The following is an 18307-nucleotide window of genomic DNA, read 5'->3' as shown; positions in this document are numbered from 1 at the left end:
ATACATCTGGTCTTATTTTACAACAAAATAAAACCACTTAAAGGAGGAGTCTCTCATGGCTCGTTATACAGGTCCAGCATGGAAACTGTCTCGTCGTCTTGGTTTATCACTAAGCGGCACAGGTAAAGAATTAGAAAAACGCCCTTACGCACCAGGACAACACGGTCCTAACCAACGCAAAAAAATCTCGGAATACGGTTTACAATTACAAGAGAAGCAAAAGCTTCGTCACATGTATGGTGTAAACGAACGTCAATTCCGTACACTTTTTGATAAAGCTGCTAAAATGCCTGGTAAATCTGGTGAAAACTTCATGATTCTTCTTGAAACTCGCCTTGATAACGTAGTTTACCGTTTAGGTCTTGCACGCACTCGTCGTGGAGCTCGTCAATTAGTTAACCATGGCCACGTAATGGTTGATGGAAAACGCGTTGATATTCCTTCATTCCGTCTTAAAGCAGGTCAAGAGATTTCACTTCGTGAAAAATCTCAAAACCTTGATATCGTTAATGAGTCTATGGAAGTAAACAACTTCGTTCCAGAATACTTATCTTTCGATGCAGACAAAAAAGTTGGTCAATTTGTTCGTCTTCCAGAGCGTAGCGAATTATCAGCTGAAATCAACGAATCATTAATCGTTGAGTTCTACTCTCGTTAATCGTGATACTCTGCAAATAGTAGTATTAAAAGCCTTCAAGACCTTGTTAATACAGGGTTTTGGGGCTTTTTTCTTTTTTCTAAAATGCAATATAAAGCAAGATAAAGCAGGTTATTGGGGTTAGTTTGGGGCTAAATGGGGCTAATTATTAATATAAATGGCGGCATATGTACAGGAATGTGTAAGTAATTTAAAGCAACTCAAGTGTTTTCTGTTTTTCTTTTGGTTTTAATAGACACGGTACGATTCTGGCCTTAGATGACTCTCACCTTTACAGGGTGGAGGTCACTGGTTCGAGCCCAGTTGGGATCATTGGGGCCAAACACGCAGGAAACCTTTAGGAACAAGGGTGTTCCCGAATAAGCATCATCTCTTACGAGATGGTGCTTTTTCTATTAATAAAGATATGGGTTGCGATTTTTAATATCAAAAAAAATCACACTCAAATGAGTGTGATTTTATATTGTTTCCATCTCTTCTTTTCTTTAATGACCTTCACACTGCCAGTATGATCGTCATTTAATCACAACTTTATACAAAACACTGTATGATAGCTTTTTATAAGTTTTTAGTAAACATCCATCAAATCATCTATTGTTATCTATAATGGTTCACACCAATTTTCACATCAATTTTACATCATTTTCTTCTCCACAATACGTCTCTTCGGAGATGATACTTTTTTAATTAACACCTGATTAAGTTCAATTCATATGATTTGGTGGTGTTTTTATTACATCATGCCGCCCGTAAGGTAAGAGTGTGTAATATCTTTAACGATGTGTGCGAAAATTGCGGTATATCAATATTTTGAGAAATCTGAGGTGTAACGTCTTTAACGAGAATTTACTATTGTTCACTGGATTGGGTTAGCAAAATGTTAGCATTTAGGGTTAATAAAAAAAAATTGAAGTTCATAACAAAGTTCTCAATAATATGGATACTTTAAAAGAATAAATTTAATTAGCAATTCTTTATTTCTTCCGCCGAATATCCCTGTCCTATTACTTTGAATTTTCTAAAATAAATTTACCCATTTCGATTGCACAATCCTCACTTTGAGGATAGACTCCTACATTATCAGCATACGCATGTCCAAGACCTTTATATAAAACCGTTTTCGTTTCTACCCCTGCCTTAGCCAACTTTACTGCATAGGCTAGGCTTTCTACCTTGAGATAATCATGTTCACCTACTGTAATAAAGGTTGGCGGTAAGCCCTTAGGATTTCTCTTATATGGCGTTAAATATTCATTATCTATTTCTGTAGTCCCTAATATATTCCCTAATGATTCTAGTGAGCCAAACATGTCTAACATCGTTTTAATACCTGATCTATGTTTAGGCGACATCTCATATTCATCAATACTCCATTTGTAATACTCATCTTCAATTCCAGCCATGTTTACTGTCGGATAAAGTAACAGTTGTCCCTTTACCATTCCTAATCCATCTTCCATATCCCTAGTTGTACAATATTGTGTTAAATTACCTCCTGCACTATCCCCTGCAACAAAAATATTACCCCTAACCCCACCTAAACTTTCTGCATTATTATAAATCCATTGTAAAGTAGAATAACAATCTTTATGACCTGCTGGGTATGGATTCTCTGGCGCAAGCCTATAATCAACTGACACTGCAAGGATATCTGTATTCTCTACTATTAACTTAACAAACTCCTCTACAACATCAGGAGAACCTCCAAAGAATCCTCCACCATGGATGAAATATAAAACCGGGGCATTTTTTCTCATTGTTTCTGATGTATAAATTCTTATCGGAATCTGATTCCCGTCTTCTCCTGTCACATGTCTATGTTCTATTTCAATATTCTTTTGAACGATAGGATTACTTTTTATCCCATTAAACATTTTCCGAAGCCTTTTAATTCCTTTTGGTGAAATGTCCATCTTCATTAAAAATTTCGGCATATATTTCATTAAAAAAAGCTGATTTTTCATATCTTTATACAGACGTGGATCCATTGCACCTTTTTCATCACTGTCTGGCAAGTTTTTAACTAGAACCTCTACACCCTTCAGCATAATGGTTTCTTCACGTTCAACAAGCTTATCTAATAATTCTTTTGAGTACCTTCTTTCCATAACTATACACCCTTTTTTTAGATCATCTTTTATATATTATAAAAGAAGAAAATAAGTCGCCCTGAGTTTTAACCACTCAGTTTTGGAGTCTTTTTCTCATCGAAACCCTTAAAGGGTAATCTACCCCAACTACCAATGCAGTTGCACTATCTATCGTCATTAATCACTATTCTGATTACTTAATTATTTTCACCCCTCAAACCTGCATTGCCTCATTGCCCGTTATAATGAAGCATGCTAAAAATCCCACTTTCCACACTTTTCAAGTCAAGTTTTGACGCTTTTTCACCTATTTTTTCATCAATCCACGGATTCCCTTTAGAATATGTCCATTCATTATATCTATGAGTCCCTCTATCCGTTTAACTGATAACGTGCCTTGTGACAACATACCCAGCTGACGCAGTGGCATATCTACTGCCATTTCCTGTATCATCTTCACAATGTCACTTGAATCACCCTCGTCCCCTGCGAATATTTTCATTGTCGACTTTTCTACTTGCTTATTCATCATACGTCCAATCCAGTGAACTCTGATATCTCCTAGCGTAGAATTGGGCGTAAAGGGTCTTAGGATACGCTCTTCCGGTACTTTTCTTCCTAAAACTTCCTCAAATTGTTCCTTTGGGACATCATAAGTTCCTGGTTGTAAAAGATTGTAATAGCCCGGTGCTACTGTACGATAATCAGGTATCGCTCCCTCTTGACTGCTATCAACAGTAACCGTATCATTCAATCGTATATCTCTTGACGATGCACCAATTTCAATCTTATAATCGCCGCTTTCCACAAACCAGTCTTTCACATTAATATTATAGTAAGCAAATGCACGCCTTTCTAATGTAAATGTAACCGTCTTACTTTCATTCATCTGCAATTCCACTTTTGCAAAATCTCTAAGTTCACGCATAGGTTTATATATAGTACTTTCGGGTGCTGAAATATACAACTGAACAATTTCCTTTCCAGCCTGCTTTCCGATATTGGTAACGACCACCTCTACTTGAAGTGTATCTCTGTCTCCAATCTTCATTGCACTAAGCTTTAATCCCGAATAGGTAAATGTTGTATAGGAAAGCCCGTGTCCAAACGGATACATCACCTGTTTTTGCGCTTTATCATAGTAACGATATCCCACATAGATACTTTCCCGGTATTCAATATTGCCTCCTGTACCAAAATGAGCAATACTAGGGGTTTCAGTAAGTGTTAACGGATAGGTTTCTGCTAGTTTACCACTTGGAGAATAATCCCCAAAAAGCAAATCATATGCGGCGTAACCATTGTTTTGTCCCGAAAGATTCATCAAAAGTATTGAATCAACTTTGTCACGCCACGGAATATTTACAACTCCCCCTGCACTTATGACAACCACTATCTTTTTTCCGGTAGCAACCAGTTCATCTATCAATCTAGTGTGTGCCTTTGGCATATTTAAATGAGTACGGTCAAATCCCTCGCTTTCATAGCTATCCGGTAATCCAACAAAAGCAAATATCACATCCGCTTCTTTTGCTACTCCAATTGCTTCGGTAATCAAAGCTTCATTCGGTTCATCACTTGTGGCCGAATAACCTGGTGCAAAAGAATAGCTTATATTTTCCGCATCAAAGGCATCACTTACGGAAGTGATCCGGGTTGGAGATATCTTTGAGCTTCCTGCCCCTTGGTAACGGGGAACCTTGGCAAATTCACCTATTAAAGCAATCTTCTTATGTTTATCTACCGGCAGTACATTTCCTAACTTCAACAACACTGCACTTTCACGTGCAACACGTCGTGCCAATTCATTATGTGCTTCTGCATCATAATGTGTTGCCTGTGTTTCCTCTGCCTGTAGTGCGATAGCCGTCATTCGCATAGCACTAAGATCAACAAGTTTTTCGTCCAATTTCCCTGCTCGAACCGCATCAACAATCAATCGGTCCGAAGCTCCATCAAAAGCTGGCATCTCCAAATCAAGTCCCGCCTGGATACCTTCAACCCTGTCATTCATAGCTCCCCAGTCCGTTACTATGGCTCCCTCAAATCCCCATTCACCGCGAGGAATGTCTGTCATAAGAAGTTTGTGTCCAGAAGCATAAATGTCGTTTATCTTATTATATGAACACATCAATGTCCAAGGTTGCGCTTTCTTTATCGCTATTTCAAATCCGGTAAGATATATTTCTCTCAATGCCCGCTCATCAATTACCGAATTTGAGATAAGACGCGCTTTTTCCTGATTGTTCGCAAGATAATGCTTCAGGCTGGTACCTATGTTTTTACTCTGTATCCCACCAATGAGTGCAGCAGCCATTTCTCCAGTCAGAAGCGGATCTTCTGAAAAGTATTCAAAGTTACGGCCACAAAGCGGACTGCGCTTTATATTGGCTCCCGGTCCCAGAATCACAGCAACCTCCTCTTGTACACATTCCTCTCCAAGTGCAATACCCATTTCATATAATAAATCACGGTCAAAGCTGCAGGCTGTTGCTACAGCCGTAGGGAAACAAGTAGTTGATACCGAATTATTAATACCCAAGTGATCGGAATCTCCTGCCTGTTTACGTAAACCGTGGGGACCATCCGTTACCATCATTGATTTTATTCCAAGACGTTCTATTTCTTTTGTATTCCAGAAATTCTTTCCCGAGCAAAGACTGGCTTTTTCCTCAAGAGACATCTTCTTTACAAGTTCCTTTGCTCTTGGTAAAACACTTTTTAACGTATGATTGACTTTTTCCATGCTAACTCCTTCCCTTATGCGCGCGATATATTTTTTGAATAATTAAATTTTATACGATAAAGTAATACTTGTATTTCAAATTTGTTTTAAAAATTATATAAAAGGCACGCCCCTTTAGAAAGTGGGTAATATACATGAATTTAAATGAATTAAGATATTTAAGTAAAGCACTTGCCAAATCCACAAGTGCTTCTGTCAGACTCTACCAAAGAGAAAATCAAGTCTACTACTACTCGATATACCCCATGAATCCGGATCCTTTTCTGCTTTATGAGAAAAACATGCTACAGTCTGAGCATATTGCCGGTATCATTACTACCGACTTGTTTCAATTTTATGGTTATGTTTCATTGGATGATGATTATCGAATTGTGATAGGTCCATCTTCCATTTTAACGAAAGACAAAAATAAATTAGATAACCTTTTATTTTTATTGGATGTAAAAGAAAAATATCATGAAGAATATATTGGTAAACTGAAGTGCGCCCCCTCTATTTCTGCCGAACGTATAGGATGGCTCCTTTCCTTTATTGCTTCCACTATCAATAAGAATCCACTTTTTGTAGAAGACGTATTTGTAGAAACAAAATCAGAAAATCATCAAGAGGATATTATGAATAGCAGTACGCAGAATACATTATTTTTTTCTGGTGAAAAAGAATCCGGTACTCTTTTTATCGATAACTATCAAAATGAAAAAATGCTATTGTTCTATATAAAAAATGGTCAGCCTGACGCTTTAAAAGAATTATTCAGTGCCTTTCCAAAAATAAAGGCTGGAACAATGGCCAATGATACCTTGCGCCAACTTAAGAACATGGGAATTTCCTGCGCTACCGTAGCTTCTCGGTCCTCAATCGAAGGGGGATTAAATGTCCAGACTGCATTCCAATTATCTGATTTGTATATTCAAAAGTTGGAAATGCTTCGCAATGCTGCATCCATATACCCATTAATCAAGCAAATGTTATTAGAGTTTGCCGAACGTACAAAACAGGTAAAATATAATTGCAATAGCTCTTCTAAATTATTTTTAAAATGTGCAAATTATGTTTCCATAAATTTGTTTAACAATATCAAGATTGAAGAAATAGCTGCCGAATTCGGAATATCACGCTCCCGTTTGAGTAGTCAGTTTCATAAGCAAACCGGTATTACCTTAACACAATATATTTTGCAAGAAAAAATTTTAGAATCTCAGCGCTTACTGCAGTTTACTAACAAAAGTAATGCTGAAATTGCATTACATCTGGCTTTTTCCTCGCAAAGTCATTTTCAAACAGTATTTAAAAAATATACCGGCATAACCCCAAACAGATTTAGGAACGCAAAATCAGATTTATAATTTGCTTTGTATCTGTTTTTTATAATCATTAAATAGAATTGGGTTTTCATAGTGCCTTGGAAACAGACCGCATTTGCAGATGCTTTGAAATCTCTTTAAGGAACATCCGTAGCAATTCTTCATAAATCAGACAATTTAAAAAAGAGGGATTAAGATTTTTCATCTCAATTCCTCTAATTTCCCCTTATTTAATTCTGTAATAAACTCGAATCTTCTACCTCCCCTATCCATAAATTCGTTCATTACCCAAAACACTAATAGTAAAATCTATTGGTTTAAGAATTTACTTTCTATCTTTATAGGTTCCAGACCAAAACTAATGTAAAAAATTTCATATATCAATAATAAAATGAAAGGAGGTTGTGTTATTTTGGAAAAGCATAAAGACAAGGACTGCGGGTGCCATACCCGCGATTTTGATTTAGACTTCAGAAATTGCTCCTATTGGGCATGTTGTGCTTCAAGTTGTGGATGTGGGTATGGAAATGGATGCAATTGCTGTCGAAATCGTTGCCGCAGGAATTTGTGTGATGATGATTTCAGTATTCGATTAGCAGGATTGACGGAGGGTCTAAATTACCGCTTGTATCAACTTCTTTGGTTCAACGTCAATATAGAACTGGAGAATGGCCATTCAGCGTTTGGAAAAATCATTTATGTGGGGTCCAATTTTGTTGAATTGCTTCTGCCGTTAGTTGACGGAGAACCAGTTGAAGAAGAAATGGAAGAGGAAGAATTAACTCAAGAAGATTTTGAGGAAAAATCGGAGCTTCATGGAGATAGGGAGCATATTAAAGGCAGAACACTGATTTTTTCCATTGATAGGATCGTAACCGTTGAAACAGCTATATCTAAAGATTGAATAAAGAGTTCTATCAAGTACCTCACCAGTTAAAAAATAAGTCAGCTATTATGAAGGTTTCCTTCAAAAAGCTGACTTTTTTTGTTTAATTGTTTAAGGTAAACAATTTGATTTTATCTATTGAAATGGTTGTCAGTTGTTCAGCCACTTCTAGACTGATTGATTCTTTATCTACTTTTTTCATTTGTCCTTCAATTGTTTGGCCATCAATTTGGACTTGTATATGTTTTTCTTCATATACAAGTAAATAAATGTTCAGCCTCATCTTGAAAAACAGATGGATTAATTCTGGCGAAGAAGAAACGACATCCCCGAAGTTAAAGGTCAATTCCCGGCGAAAGCAAGGATCGATTTCCCTTAGTTCAGGGTCATCGTAAGGATCCGCAAAACGCCCAAAAGGCTTAACTATATCGATTTGACTATATGGGTAGATGAATACCTTTTCTTCATTGCGAAGCACAACAAAATCATAGCCTGATAGGGAGACTTTCCCCTCGCAGGTTTCACCTGATAGGGCGGTAATCTCAACTCGCAGTCCAATTAAACCGTCAAAAACTTTCTGATAAGTTTCATCTGGCAGCCGCTCCTCGCCCAGAGCCAGATCAAGAAGCAATTCATTTGCAGCCCTTATCTTTTCAAGTACTCTTTCCAAATCTTCTTGCGGAAGGCAGCTCGTAGGGGAAGGAAGATTTGGGGATGGGTACCGATCGGGACAGCATTGTACGGGTATATAGAAATAACTTTCTTTATCAAACTTTTTTTGTACCTTTTCATCAGAAGATATTTCCTTATGGTTTTCTTTTTTCATTTTCTCACCCCCTTCCCGAAAGTAATTCTATGTAGAAAAAAGAGAAGAAATTATTCTTCTCTTATGTTCGCTCTATTTCTCTAATGGAGGCAAGTGTTCTTGAATCCCTTTGTGAATTCTCATTATCCCCCACATACCCTGCTCTATGTCCCAGAGTATATTTCCTGCACGGTACATATAATCCCCTGGGAATCCCATATAAGCACCAGCGCCGCCGAGCAATTCCAAATTGCGCGCTGCTCCCGCTACGTTCAATCCTGCAAATGATTCCGTACGCGAATTCAAATTTTTCACTTCAAATCGAAAGCGATGTCCATGAATATGGAACGGATGCGTCCTGCGCCTTTCCGCTGGCGTCACCAATCGAATTGTAACCGGGTCTCCTAAGTAGCTTTCAAACAATGGCGTAGCCGGGTCCCCGAAAACACACGAACTGAATAAGTCTTTCAGCACTGGATGTTTGCGGTAGCGGTTGACCAAACGTTCACTTCGATAGTTGAATCCTCTGGACCCTTGGTCATACGTATCGACTTCGTCTTCATCAATGTCCGGAGGTGGCAAAATCATCCCCGCAAGAGGATCGACTATTACCTGTTCTTTTTTATCAAGCAGTCTTACGCCGTCATGCATGATGATGACGAATTCCCTTATGCTTGGAAGGAATGGGTTACGTAGAACCACATTCGCTCCGGTTTTGACCGGCTTCAGCGTATAGGGATCTAAATGCTCTGTTCCCCTTGGTTCGGCAATAAATGCGCCGAATGCGCCGTGGGACTTATGGTTGCGGATATCCGCCATATCCCACATGCCGCATGCACCCATTGGGGCATCAACATACCAGCGATATTTCCTGCTTTCACCTGGCCCTACCGTTTGGTCTCCATTGAAACCAACTGTTTCCCCTGCAGATGTTTTCACATCATACTGGATCAATTGAGGGTGCATGGAGATTCTCAAAGATGGCGGATAGAAAGCCTGCTCCTTTACTTCCGGATAAGGGTAGATGCCATCCTTGAATGGGAATAGATCCAGTTTCAAAAGGCTAGTGAGAGCAATTTCAATTGTATCTCCAACGTTTCCACGAATGACCAGCGGTTCCGGATTTTTCTTTCCTTTTAAAATAGCATCCATATCTTTCCTCAGTGCAAAAATGATCCCATGAGGATCGTGATCTTCAAAACTGTTATAGATAAGTGGCACTTGGAAAGCTACGATATCGAAATAGCGGATTGGACCTTTTTTGACTGGAACTTTAGTAGGGTCATCTGCTTTAGGAGGCTTTTTCCCCGTACATTCAGGGAGTGGCCTTGAACGCTTTAAAGGGGCTGGACGGTCAGATAAAGGGATAAGATCCGGCACTCTTTCATCAAATGCCCTAATCAATCCCCAAAGCCCATTCCATAGATCTTCTTCCGTTTCAAATGCCCAGAAATAATCTCCCGCTCGGGGAATAAAAGTTTCCATGGTAAAAGATTCGGATATTCCAATATGCTGCTGCTCTTCGACATTGGAATTCAAATTCCTTCGTTGCTTTAGCCACCTCAACCCATGGACATTGAAACTATGGGATTCTTCCTGAGCCCCTTGGAGAAGCCGGATCCGAATGCTGTCTCCTTCGTAGGCTTTCAATATCGGGGTAATCGGATCACCATTCACATAAGAACTGAATGTATAGGCAGGATCGCAATCAGGTCCTAATCGGAATTGAAGCGGTTCATTTTTGTAGTTCACCCCGAACAAACCCGGGTCATCAAAAGAGCCTGGGAACCCAGGGGGCTGAAGGGGTTTGCCGTCTTTATCGAACAGCAAGGCGAAATCCTGTGCGAATAGCACAAAATCCCGATAATCAGGAATCAAAGGATGCCGGGTAGTGACCTGGGCGCCCCGGGCAACCTCTTCCCCTGTAGCCGAATCGAGAATCTTCGTAAATCGCGGGTGGACAACGCCAGATCCGAATACTCCATGCTGCTGATGGGCGGCTGGAAATAAGTGATCGTGGACGAACCAGGCTTTCAACTCGATATCAGCATAATATTCATACTGGATGGTTTCATCCGGCAGTACTGAAGAATCATAGTTCCAGCCGACGTTTGCCCCATCGTTCACCAGAACATCAAATTTCACAAAGTGAATATGGAAACCGGTTTCGTACGCTCTCGTCACCAGCTGGAATGCATCGCCATCAAGAATATGGGGCAATCGGTTTGTAAAATTAATGCGGATGCTGGTATGTGCCGATGCATGGAAAACGAGCGGTTCAGGCTCTTTCTTGCCTGAACATACATCATCCAGGTCTTCATCCAGCACATAAATCCTGGCTTTCGGATCATGCCAGCCCTGTTTGTTATAGGTTACGGGCAGTTCGATTACCGAGACGTTAAATTCCTTCACGATTGCATCTTCAGGTGATGGATTTACAAATACAGCCCCTGGTCTTGGATTTTTCACTGCTGCGTTGCGTTCCAGTTCCGTCAATCCCCGTCCTCCCTTGATTCCCAGCGGTGGACGAGGCGCCTTGTAACCGACCTTCCCTGGGATGAAATTCGGGAACCCCGGTTTCAATTTTGTAGGCTTCGGCGGGGCTTTACGGTCAGGCAATGGCTGTAAAGATTTTATCGGGACACCATTCGGATAACACTGGCTACCGTCCTGAAGCGTATCAAATATCCGGTTCATGCCCCACATTCCGGCTGCGAAATGCGGATACAGATGGCAATGGACAATGGCGTCACCAAAGGAGCCTTGTAGGCTTCCCAACCCGTAAAGAGGCTCAACTGTGTAGTGGGATTGAGGACTGATCGCTTGGGAATCAAGCATTTCCGAGTTGAGGTCTTGCGGGTCACTTAGCCATTGATGTACATGATAATGAAAGACGTGCGTCTCTTTCACCCCGCCATGTATCACACGGAATTTTGCAGGATCCCCTACATATCCCCTCAAAATCGGGGTTGATGGATCTCCAAATACCCATGAGTCATGATGGACTTCTTCACCTTCCGTATTAGGTCCTACAACCCCTTCTTCAATGAGCTGCTGGCGTCTGTTGATCGGTTCATACCGGTAGTTAGCCCCATGAAAGGATTCCTCCTCCTGATTAGTAAGATGATTGATTGGCCGGTTTCCCGTTAAATCATCGACCTCCATTTCATCATGGAATATCCAGGCGTATTCCCGATACGAAGGAAGCAAAGGATGATGTACATCAGCATACACACCGCTATTCATGGTTTTGCCCGTCTCTGGGTCCGTCCACCAGGAAAAGCGGGGCTGAATCAATAAAGCCCCAAACAACCCATTGGAATTGGAACCATTTTCACCGCTTGCCGGATTGCCCAGATCAGAAAAGATATACGTTCCTTCTTTAACCGCATGCAATCGATATAGAATGGATTCACCTGGGGCAGCCGTCGTATCTTTATTGAACCCTACATTCGCTCCGTCCGATTGGCATACATCATATTCGGCTTGCTGAAAATGCATGCCTGTATTGAAATCCAATTTATTTTCAAAAAGCAGTTCAATTGTTTCGCCTTCATTTGCCCGGATTACGAGAGGCTGGACGAGGTCTATAGGAGAGAAAGGATTCTTTTTGACCAAGTCTTTAACTTTATGCTCATTTTCTTTCAGGACGTACATCATCCCATTAGGGTTGTGGTCCCCAAATGAATTCAGAACAATGCGAATCGGAATTGCTGCTACATGATACCTTCTAGTCATGCAAGTTCCTCATCTGAATAATCTTTTAAATGAGGAATTTTTGCCCCGGTGCCTGTTTCAATGTAGAACACTTCAATGGAATCGATATGAATGTTCCATACCTTTCCTTCCAAGGCAGGTACGGATGTGGTTTGTACATCCAATGTCACGATATCTCCCAATATTCCTTTGATCTTGCCTATGAACATAAATGGAAAAGCTTCAGTCAATATGAATGCCCGCCGTCCTATATTTTTTTTGAAATAAAATACAAGAGCTTCCTCTCTTGTATCATTAACCGGCCTGCATTCACTTTTTTCGTTAGTCATTTAATAATCTCTCCTCAATTATGCTAATGGGAACACTTCATCAACAGGCACTTCGGTCGAGTAAGATACAATTTGCTCAAATGGAATGCTTATCGGGAAAGGGAAATTATAAAATGGAGCATTCACCATTTTAATGATGACTGGTGACAACGTCATATGACCATGCTGAACGTCAGAAACCGTTCCAGAGAAAATGGGGCGGAATACTTGGCCGAGTAAGTTCAGCTGGACGGCCCGAGTTATGACAATTAGGTCATCCCCAATAAGCTTTTTCAGCTCTTCATATAAATTATCCTCTGTTTGTTCCATCAATTTGCCCCCTTATTATTTCAATCTTTTTCCAGCCATAACTTCAGGACCTTTTTCCACAGTGAGATTATCCCGATAGTTGAAACAAAGCGAATCTCATTTAATGGAATCACGCTTTCTTTTTTCTTTGACAGCTGAAGAATTAAATCTGCTTTTGTGGCTGACGCGATTTTCCCGAAAAAGATGTTGTCAGCTGTTCTGGTTTCAACCCAGATTCCTTTCCAGGAGTGAAGGTTTGTTTGAAGAGATTCTTCAAAAAACTGGCGGATTAGGACGTCTTTTTTAGCTACTGTTTCACCGAATTGAAGAACGAGCTTTTGCTGGAGGTTATTATCATAAATAAAATGTTGGTGAGTATTGGAGTAAGTGGGAAATCCAAAGGGGATGGTTGCAGATTGAATCGCTCTGTAGGGAATCCATAATCTTTTTTTCAGATCTGTCAGCATGACAAAATCTCTTCCAATCGTTGCAACTTTTCCCTCAGTCGTCAAAGGGATATCCTTTTCGATGACAGAAGAAACGACAACTTGCTGGTTCCGCTTCATTTTAAAAAACTGCTTCAAGAAAAGGACTTTCCTGCGGGATTCGTCTTGGCTCGTCACTTTAAACAGGTTTTTCTGGGCGATATACTCGGAAAGAATTCTCGTCTCTTCTTCGGAAACCGCACTGGTTGGTGAAGAAAATGAAGGATTTTTGTTCAAATCGTCCGTTGTCTGGCCTAACGATCCCGTTTCCTCAAAATGATCCTTCATATGCAGGCTCCTTCATTTTGAAATCTCTTCCATAATTTATGTTGAGCCCATAATTTTATGAACTATAAAAAGACTAGACCAGCCAAACTATTCTGCTTCTTTTATCAATTGCATGAAATGGTGGAGAATTTCCTCGGTATTCACTTTTTTGTCTCCCACCGCCATGTCGTGGATGGATCTGATTTGGTTCTTTGAGTCCACAATATACATCGATGTGGAGTGGGTTAGGAACCCATCCTTATTCTTTTCATACACAAAGTTGAAGGACTTGGTAAACCCTCTGATTTCTTTTTCAGAGCCTCTTAAAAACAGCCAATTGTCACTTGAGATTCCAAAAGCTTCTTTATATTGGAGAATTCTTTCTTCTGTATCGTAGGCCGGGTCCAGCGTCACCGATACAATAAGATATTGATCTTCAGTTATCCCTTCGTCCTCCATCGATTGCTGCAGATTTTGCAGATCAATCATAGTGGTAGGGCAAATATCTGGACAGTTTGTATAGAAAAATGTGATAAGTTTTGGCTTATCATGGGCAGGCACTTCCTCTGTTCCCACTTCTGTCAGTTCCCAATCAGTTACGGTACCCATCTTAGGCAAGCTGGTTGATTCGGGCCAAAAGAAGTAGATGGCCAAAATTCCCCCAATCAATAAAATGGTGCATGCAAAAAATTTCATTTAACTCCTCCTTGGTTTTTTCATGAGAACGAGCTCCATTACACCCTAAATGAATAGCGAACGAGCTGGCATACGAGTGCATGAAGGCAGGCAATGAAAACGGCCAGAATATACATGTTTTCAGCAATCATGGCTTCCGTTTCAATTGGGATCTTGCACAGGGCTGGATTTTGCAGGACTGCACCAAACATCATTCCCATGATTCCACCAATTGCACCATTATAAATTCCATTTAAGGAAGCAGGAGCTTTAATCATAGCCCCGAACTTCCAGCCAATGCAAAGTCCTATTACCAAGGGAATCAAATAAAAAATAGGCTGATTGACAGGAAGAAGCAAACGAGTGTAAAACGCCATGGCAAATGAAGACATCATGGATATAGCCATACACATCGACTTTGTAAATCGATCATCAAACAGGAAATGCTTCTTAATAAATATCCGGTAAACAAAAAAAGCTTCGCAAAAGCACCACATCAATAAAAATATAATGGGCCACAAGGTTTACATCACGACCTTTTAATAGAAATGAGAATGGTGAGTAAACATAATGCAAAGACGCCATGCACGAACAGACTGAACAGGGTAGGCATTTCTACAACAGTTCCAATCATCGGGGACATCAGCCCAATGAACGCACCATTGGTCAATCCGGTTACAAACGTCTGGTAATCGAACAGGAGCCCAAATAACGCACCAACCAATAGCCCCACGGCCGTTGATATCAGCGTAATCAACGTAAAATGGAATGGATATTGCTGCTGAAGCAAAACACCAGAAAGCAGAGCTACCATCCCACCCATTGCCACACTAATGTTCATCCCCAACTGAAACCCGATTAACTTTTTAAAGCTTCGCAAATAAAAATAAAAACAAAGAGCTATCCAGCCATCTACATAAAAGATGATTAAATGTGCAATTTTATCCATAGCCCCACCTCTACATAACATATGTACCAGCAAATATGAACGAACTTTGTCCACTGTAAAATGTTGTATATTTACCTACTCTATGGGATTCCTTTCTGCATACACTGATAACAGTTTGAAAAAATATGCAGAAATTAGGAAATCGCCTGATCTCCAGTTAAATTTGGTAGAATCACTTTTTCTGCAAAAAAAAGGAGGCTATACATGACAGTCGGACCAATTAATGCGTTTGATGGTTTTCCTGTATGGTATAAAGATGAAAATAGATTGCGTCTTCAATTGAATGTCGATCCTACTGATCCTTACTCAGGGATTACTCCTGCAGATTTGCCTAACCCAACGCTGCCCGTGTCATTCCCGGATAATTATCCATCGGAAGCATTTTATTTTCTGGCGGAAGCTGAAATGACTACTGGTACTGGCGAAAGAGCTAGGCTTGTCTTAGCATTGGAAGCTGCTTTTGTAAGCGAAGTTCCTAGGGATGGAGACCAAATTGTATTTGGCAGAGTGCGGATTCGTATCTTTGGATTACAGCCAAATGCCGAATATACGGTTACACACCCATATGGAACTGACACATTCATCGCTGAACCTGATGGAGAGGGAGCCGGGGAAATTAATTTTACAGAGGATATTGGCGGATTCAACGGCGGGGAATTCGAGCTTGCGCTTAACAGCCGCGTCCATCCATTTTTAAAATGGGATCCAAATGTTGCACCACTTGCCCCAGAAGGATATATTGGCGATCCAAATGTGCCCCATCCAATTACAGGCAGTGTGTTTGTTGATTCATTCGGACAGCCTCAAAACATTTTTCGGATTGAAGGGCCAGGAATTGGCATCGGATCCCCGGATCGTTCAACAACTCCTGGCCTTGACCCCGATAACTGTATTGAAACCAGACTTTTTACGGTTCTAGGAAAAATCTCTACCGTTTCGGGAGTCGATGTGACTAGAGCCAACTATACACAAACCGATAGCGCACGCGGACTGCTAGATGTCTTTGCGGTTTCAGATGACACTGCACAGACGATAAGCGCTTCTGGAAACGGAATTGACACCACCCTGCTTCAAGGAATAAACGGACGGTACTTTGCCCGAGTCGCTTATACAGGTGACCGCCCCCCTGCTTCCGTTACTGTTACAAACTTGAGTGATGTTCCGAACAGTATAAAAGAAGCCGGGCCAGTTGATTTCATTACGGCAACGGCGAACTATGACACGAATTCCCAAACTTTGGACGTCATTGCCTCATCCAGTGATTTGATTGGAGCACCGGCTTTATCCATAGAGGATTTTGGGGTTGGCGAGATCATCATTCCGCCTAACGGATTAAGCACTACAAGCCTCCCATTTGCACCGTCCCAGGTAACTATTAAATCGACAGCGGGAGGCAAGAGGGTTATAGATGTATCAGTGACCGGTTCTCCAGATGGTCCTATACCTGTAGAAGCTAATGCCGGGCCCGACCAAACAGTTGTCGTTAATTCAACCGTGTTTCTGAACGGAACGAATTCAAGCGGTGCTATCACCTCATATAATTGGATTCAGTTATCCGGCCCTACTGTTGCATTGACCGGTGGCACTACAGCAACTCCTACCTTTGTTGCACCAGCTTCTCAAGCGACTCTAGTATTTGAGTTGACAGTTGATGGCGAAGGCGGACCTTCCACCGACTCCGTAAGTATTACGGTTCTTGACTCCACACCACCTCCAATTGCTGATGCAGGGCCAGATCAAGTCGTCCAGCAAGGAGCAATAGTGACGCTGGCAGGAAGCGCAACAGGGCTTGCAACATCTTACCAATGGGCTCAAATCTCGGGAGTTCCCGTACAATTAACCAATCCCAATACCTCCACAGCCACATATAGATTTCCCGCACAGCCAGCAACACTAACTTTCCAACTTACAGTCCAAGGTCCTGGAGGCATTTCTTCAGACACTGTCCAAGTGACATCGGTTCCGGAAACCTTGACAGTTACTCGGGCGGAGTATCGTACTGGGGATGCAGAATGGCGTATTTCCGGGACATCAAATGTGCTTCAAGCAGGGGCATCAATCTCTATCTATATCGGCAGTAGTCTTAACGGCACTCTCCTAGTCCAAGTGCCTGTGGATACATTAGGGGAATGGGGATATCGGGTTGAAGGCTCCTCTCAGCTGCCAGATCAAACGAGAGCTATTTCCATTCAATCCAGCTCGGGCGGGACACTCCAAAATATACCACTTAATATTCGCAATTAAAAAACAATTGGTCAGGGATGCAAAAGTACGAACGCATCAAATCAATTGCCATCTTTATTAAGGAAGGAAGGATTAAATTGGATCGCTGTCCAAAATGTAATGGATCATCGAATAATTGTAATTGCGCACGTGGGCCTAGAGGTCCTAGAGGCTATCAAGGTCCCGTTGGTTTTAGAGGAGAACAAGGCCCCCCTGGACCAAAAGGCCAGCAGGGCCCACAAGGATTAAAAGGACCTAAAGGTAATCAAGGTCCTCCAGGTCCCAGTGGTGATCAAGGCATTAGAGGTCCACAAGGAATACAAGGTCCAAAAGGGGATCAAGGTCCCCCAGGTCCCAGTGGTGATCAAGGTATTAGAGGTCTACAAGGAATACAAGGACCTAAAGGGGATCAAGGCCCTCCTGGACCACCAGGTATATTGCAAGCAGCTCATGGTTTCGGCATTTGCAATGTAATGAGCAAAGCGTCTGGGGCTGTTAGATTTATCATGCCTGGACCACTCCAAGATGTAGAGTTAATGCAAGACGGCCTGAAAGTATTGAAATCAGGGATTTATCAAATTAGCTATAAAATCATATTGGCATCAAATACAATAACTTGTTCGCCATCGACATTTCACGTAAAGATAAATGACGCCATTACGGTAGTATCGTCGTTCACCGAATCCACCACTGCTACCTCCCTGTCCTCTTCTGATTTAGTTTCATTGCTAGAAGGAGATATTGTTAAAATCCAAGCAGAATTACAGGAGCATTTTAGCTACAAATTGGCCACCCTGCAAATTATCCAGGTAGGGTGAAATAAAAAATGCCTGTGCACTTTCGATGCCCAGGCATTTTGACTATTGAGTACTACTCTTGTTAGTT

General features: G+C 41.2%; 15 protein-coding genes. 5 read left to right on the top strand and 10 right to left on the bottom strand.

The window, feature by feature from the left end:
- Positions 1-55: 55 nt before the first annotated feature.
- Entirely contained in the window at positions 56-658 is a 603-nt protein-coding gene (rpsD, locus tag MHH33_RS06365; RefSeq protein ID WP_016426616.1) for a 30S ribosomal protein S4, read from the top strand.
- Positions 659-1662: 1004 nt separating this feature from the next.
- Here the strand turns inward: rpsD and MHH33_RS06360 are convergent.
- On the bottom strand, positions 1663-2766 hold the full coding sequence (locus tag MHH33_RS06360) for an alpha/beta hydrolase (protein WP_016426615.1): 1104 nt from the start codon (positions 2764-2766) through the stop codon (positions 1663-1665).
- 289 nt (positions 2767-3055) lie between these two features.
- Entirely contained in the window at positions 3056-5494 is a 2439-nt protein-coding gene (locus MHH33_RS06355) for a glycoside hydrolase family 3 C-terminal domain-containing protein (protein ID WP_342543251.1), read from the bottom strand.
- A 134-nt stretch (positions 5495-5628) separates the two neighbouring features.
- Here MHH33_RS06355 and MHH33_RS06350 point away from each other — a divergent pair, with 134 nt between their 5' ends.
- On the top strand, positions 5629-6840 hold the full coding sequence (locus tag MHH33_RS06350) for an AraC family transcriptional regulator (protein ID WP_342543250.1): 1212 nt from the start codon (positions 5629-5631) through the stop codon (positions 6838-6840).
- 370 nt (positions 6841-7210) lie between these two features.
- Entirely contained in the window at positions 7211-7702 is a 492-nt protein-coding gene (locus MHH33_RS06345; RefSeq protein WP_342543249.1) for a hypothetical protein, read from the top strand.
- 85 nt (positions 7703-7787) lie between these two features.
- Here the strand turns inward: MHH33_RS06345 and MHH33_RS06340 are convergent, their stop codons facing one another.
- From MHH33_RS06340 to MHH33_RS06305, 8 genes are all read right to left on the bottom strand, one after another.
- Positions 7788-8510 carry a hypothetical protein gene (locus MHH33_RS06340; protein WP_342543248.1) on the bottom strand — a complete coding sequence of 241 codons (723 nt, stop codon included), beginning with the start codon at positions 8508-8510 and terminating at the stop codon, positions 7788-7790.
- A gap of 72 nt (positions 8511-8582) precedes the next feature.
- Positions 8583-12227 carry a multicopper oxidase domain-containing protein gene (locus MHH33_RS06335; RefSeq protein ID WP_342543247.1) on the bottom strand — a complete coding sequence of 1215 codons (3645 nt, stop codon included), beginning with the start codon at positions 12225-12227 and terminating at the stop codon, positions 8583-8585.
- On the bottom strand, positions 12224-12535 hold the full coding sequence (locus MHH33_RS06330; RefSeq protein WP_342543246.1) for a hypothetical protein: 312 nt from the start codon (positions 12533-12535) through the stop codon (positions 12224-12226). Before MHH33_RS06330 ends, MHH33_RS06335 begins: the two co-directional genes overlap by 4 nt.
- Positions 12536-12553: 18 nt before the next feature.
- Entirely contained in the window at positions 12554-12844 is a 291-nt protein-coding gene (locus MHH33_RS06325; RefSeq protein WP_016426608.1) for a hypothetical protein, read from the bottom strand.
- Positions 12845-12864: 20 nt separating this feature from the next.
- Complete coding sequence (locus MHH33_RS06320) at positions 12865-13596, bottom strand: hypothetical protein (protein WP_016426607.1); 732 nt, start codon at positions 13594-13596, stop codon at positions 12865-12867.
- An 87-nt stretch (positions 13597-13683) separates the two neighbouring features.
- The gene (locus MHH33_RS06315) at positions 13684-14271 is read right to left on the bottom strand and encodes an SCO family protein (RefSeq protein WP_342543245.1); all 588 of its coding nucleotides are present in this window, start codon (positions 14269-14271) and stop codon (positions 13684-13686) included.
- A gap of 38 nt (positions 14272-14309) precedes the next feature.
- Entirely contained in the window at positions 14310-14657 is a 348-nt protein-coding gene (locus MHH33_RS06310; protein WP_342543244.1) for a hypothetical protein, read from the bottom strand.
- A gap of 122 nt (positions 14658-14779) precedes the next feature.
- Complete coding sequence (locus MHH33_RS06305; RefSeq protein ID WP_342543243.1) at positions 14780-15199, bottom strand: hypothetical protein; 420 nt, start codon at positions 15197-15199, stop codon at positions 14780-14782.
- 204 nt (positions 15200-15403) lie between these two features.
- Between MHH33_RS06305 and MHH33_RS06300 the strand changes: the two genes are divergently transcribed.
- Together MHH33_RS06300 and MHH33_RS06295 are read left to right on the top strand one after the other, a co-directional pair.
- Positions 15404-17443 (top strand): IPT/TIG domain protein, encoded by a 2040-nt coding sequence (locus MHH33_RS06300; RefSeq protein WP_342543242.1) that lies wholly within the window; start codon positions 15404-15406, stop codon positions 17441-17443.
- 17 nt (positions 17444-17460) lie between these two features.
- Positions 17461-18240 (top strand): collagen-like protein, encoded by a 780-nt coding sequence (locus tag MHH33_RS06295; protein ID WP_342543241.1) that lies wholly within the window; start codon positions 17461-17463, stop codon positions 18238-18240.
- Positions 18241-18307: the final 67 nt, after the last annotated feature.

This window comes from Paenisporosarcina sp. FSL H8-0542 (genome assembly GCF_038632915.1).
Taxonomy (GTDB): domain Bacteria; phylum Bacillota; class Bacilli; order Bacillales_A; family Planococcaceae; genus Paenisporosarcina.
This window is presented reverse-complemented; position numbering and strand designations above follow the sequence as displayed.

Coding starts and splice junctions, on each gene's coding strand:
- rpsD (WP_016426616.1), top strand. CDS start 56: ATGGCTCGTTATACAGGTCCAGCATGGAAACTGTCTCGTCGTCTTGGT.
- MHH33_RS06360 (WP_016426615.1), bottom strand. CDS start 2,766: ATGGAAAGAAGGTACTCAAAAGAATTATTAGATAAGCTTGTTGAACGT.
- MHH33_RS06355 (WP_342543251.1), bottom strand. CDS start 5,494: ATGGAAAAAGTCAATCATACGTTAAAAAGTGTTTTACCAAGAGCAAAG.
- MHH33_RS06350 (WP_342543250.1), top strand. CDS start 5,629: ATGAATTTAAATGAATTAAGATATTTAAGTAAAGCACTTGCCAAATCC.
- MHH33_RS06340 (WP_342543248.1), bottom strand. CDS start 8,510: ATGAAAAAAGAAAACCATAAGGAAATATCTTCTGATGAAAAGGTACAA.
- MHH33_RS06335 (WP_342543247.1), bottom strand. CDS start 12,227: ATGACTAGAAGGTATCATGTAGCAGCAATTCCGATTCGCATTGTTCTG.
- MHH33_RS06330 (WP_342543246.1), bottom strand. CDS start 12,535: ATGACTAACGAAAAAAGTGAATGCAGGCCGGTTAATGATACAAGAGAG.
- MHH33_RS06325 (WP_016426608.1), bottom strand. CDS start 12,844: ATGGAACAAACAGAGGATAATTTATATGAAGAGCTGAAAAAGCTTATT.
- MHH33_RS06320 (WP_016426607.1), bottom strand. CDS start 13,596: ATGAAGGATCATTTTGAGGAAACGGGATCGTTAGGCCAGACAACGGAC.
- MHH33_RS06315 (WP_342543245.1), bottom strand. CDS start 14,271: ATGAAATTTTTTGCATGCACCATTTTATTGATTGGGGGAATTTTGGCC.
- MHH33_RS06310 (WP_342543244.1), bottom strand. CDS start 14,657: ATGGCTATATCCATGATGTCTTCATTTGCCATGGCGTTTTACACTCGT.
- MHH33_RS06305 (WP_342543243.1), bottom strand. CDS start 15,199: ATGGATAAAATTGCACATTTAATCATCTTTTATGTAGATGGCTGGATA.
- MHH33_RS06300 (WP_342543242.1), top strand. CDS start 15,404: ATGACAGTCGGACCAATTAATGCGTTTGATGGTTTTCCTGTATGGTAT.
- MHH33_RS06295 (WP_342543241.1), top strand. CDS start 17,461: ATGCAAAAGTACGAACGCATCAAATCAATTGCCATCTTTATTAAGGAA.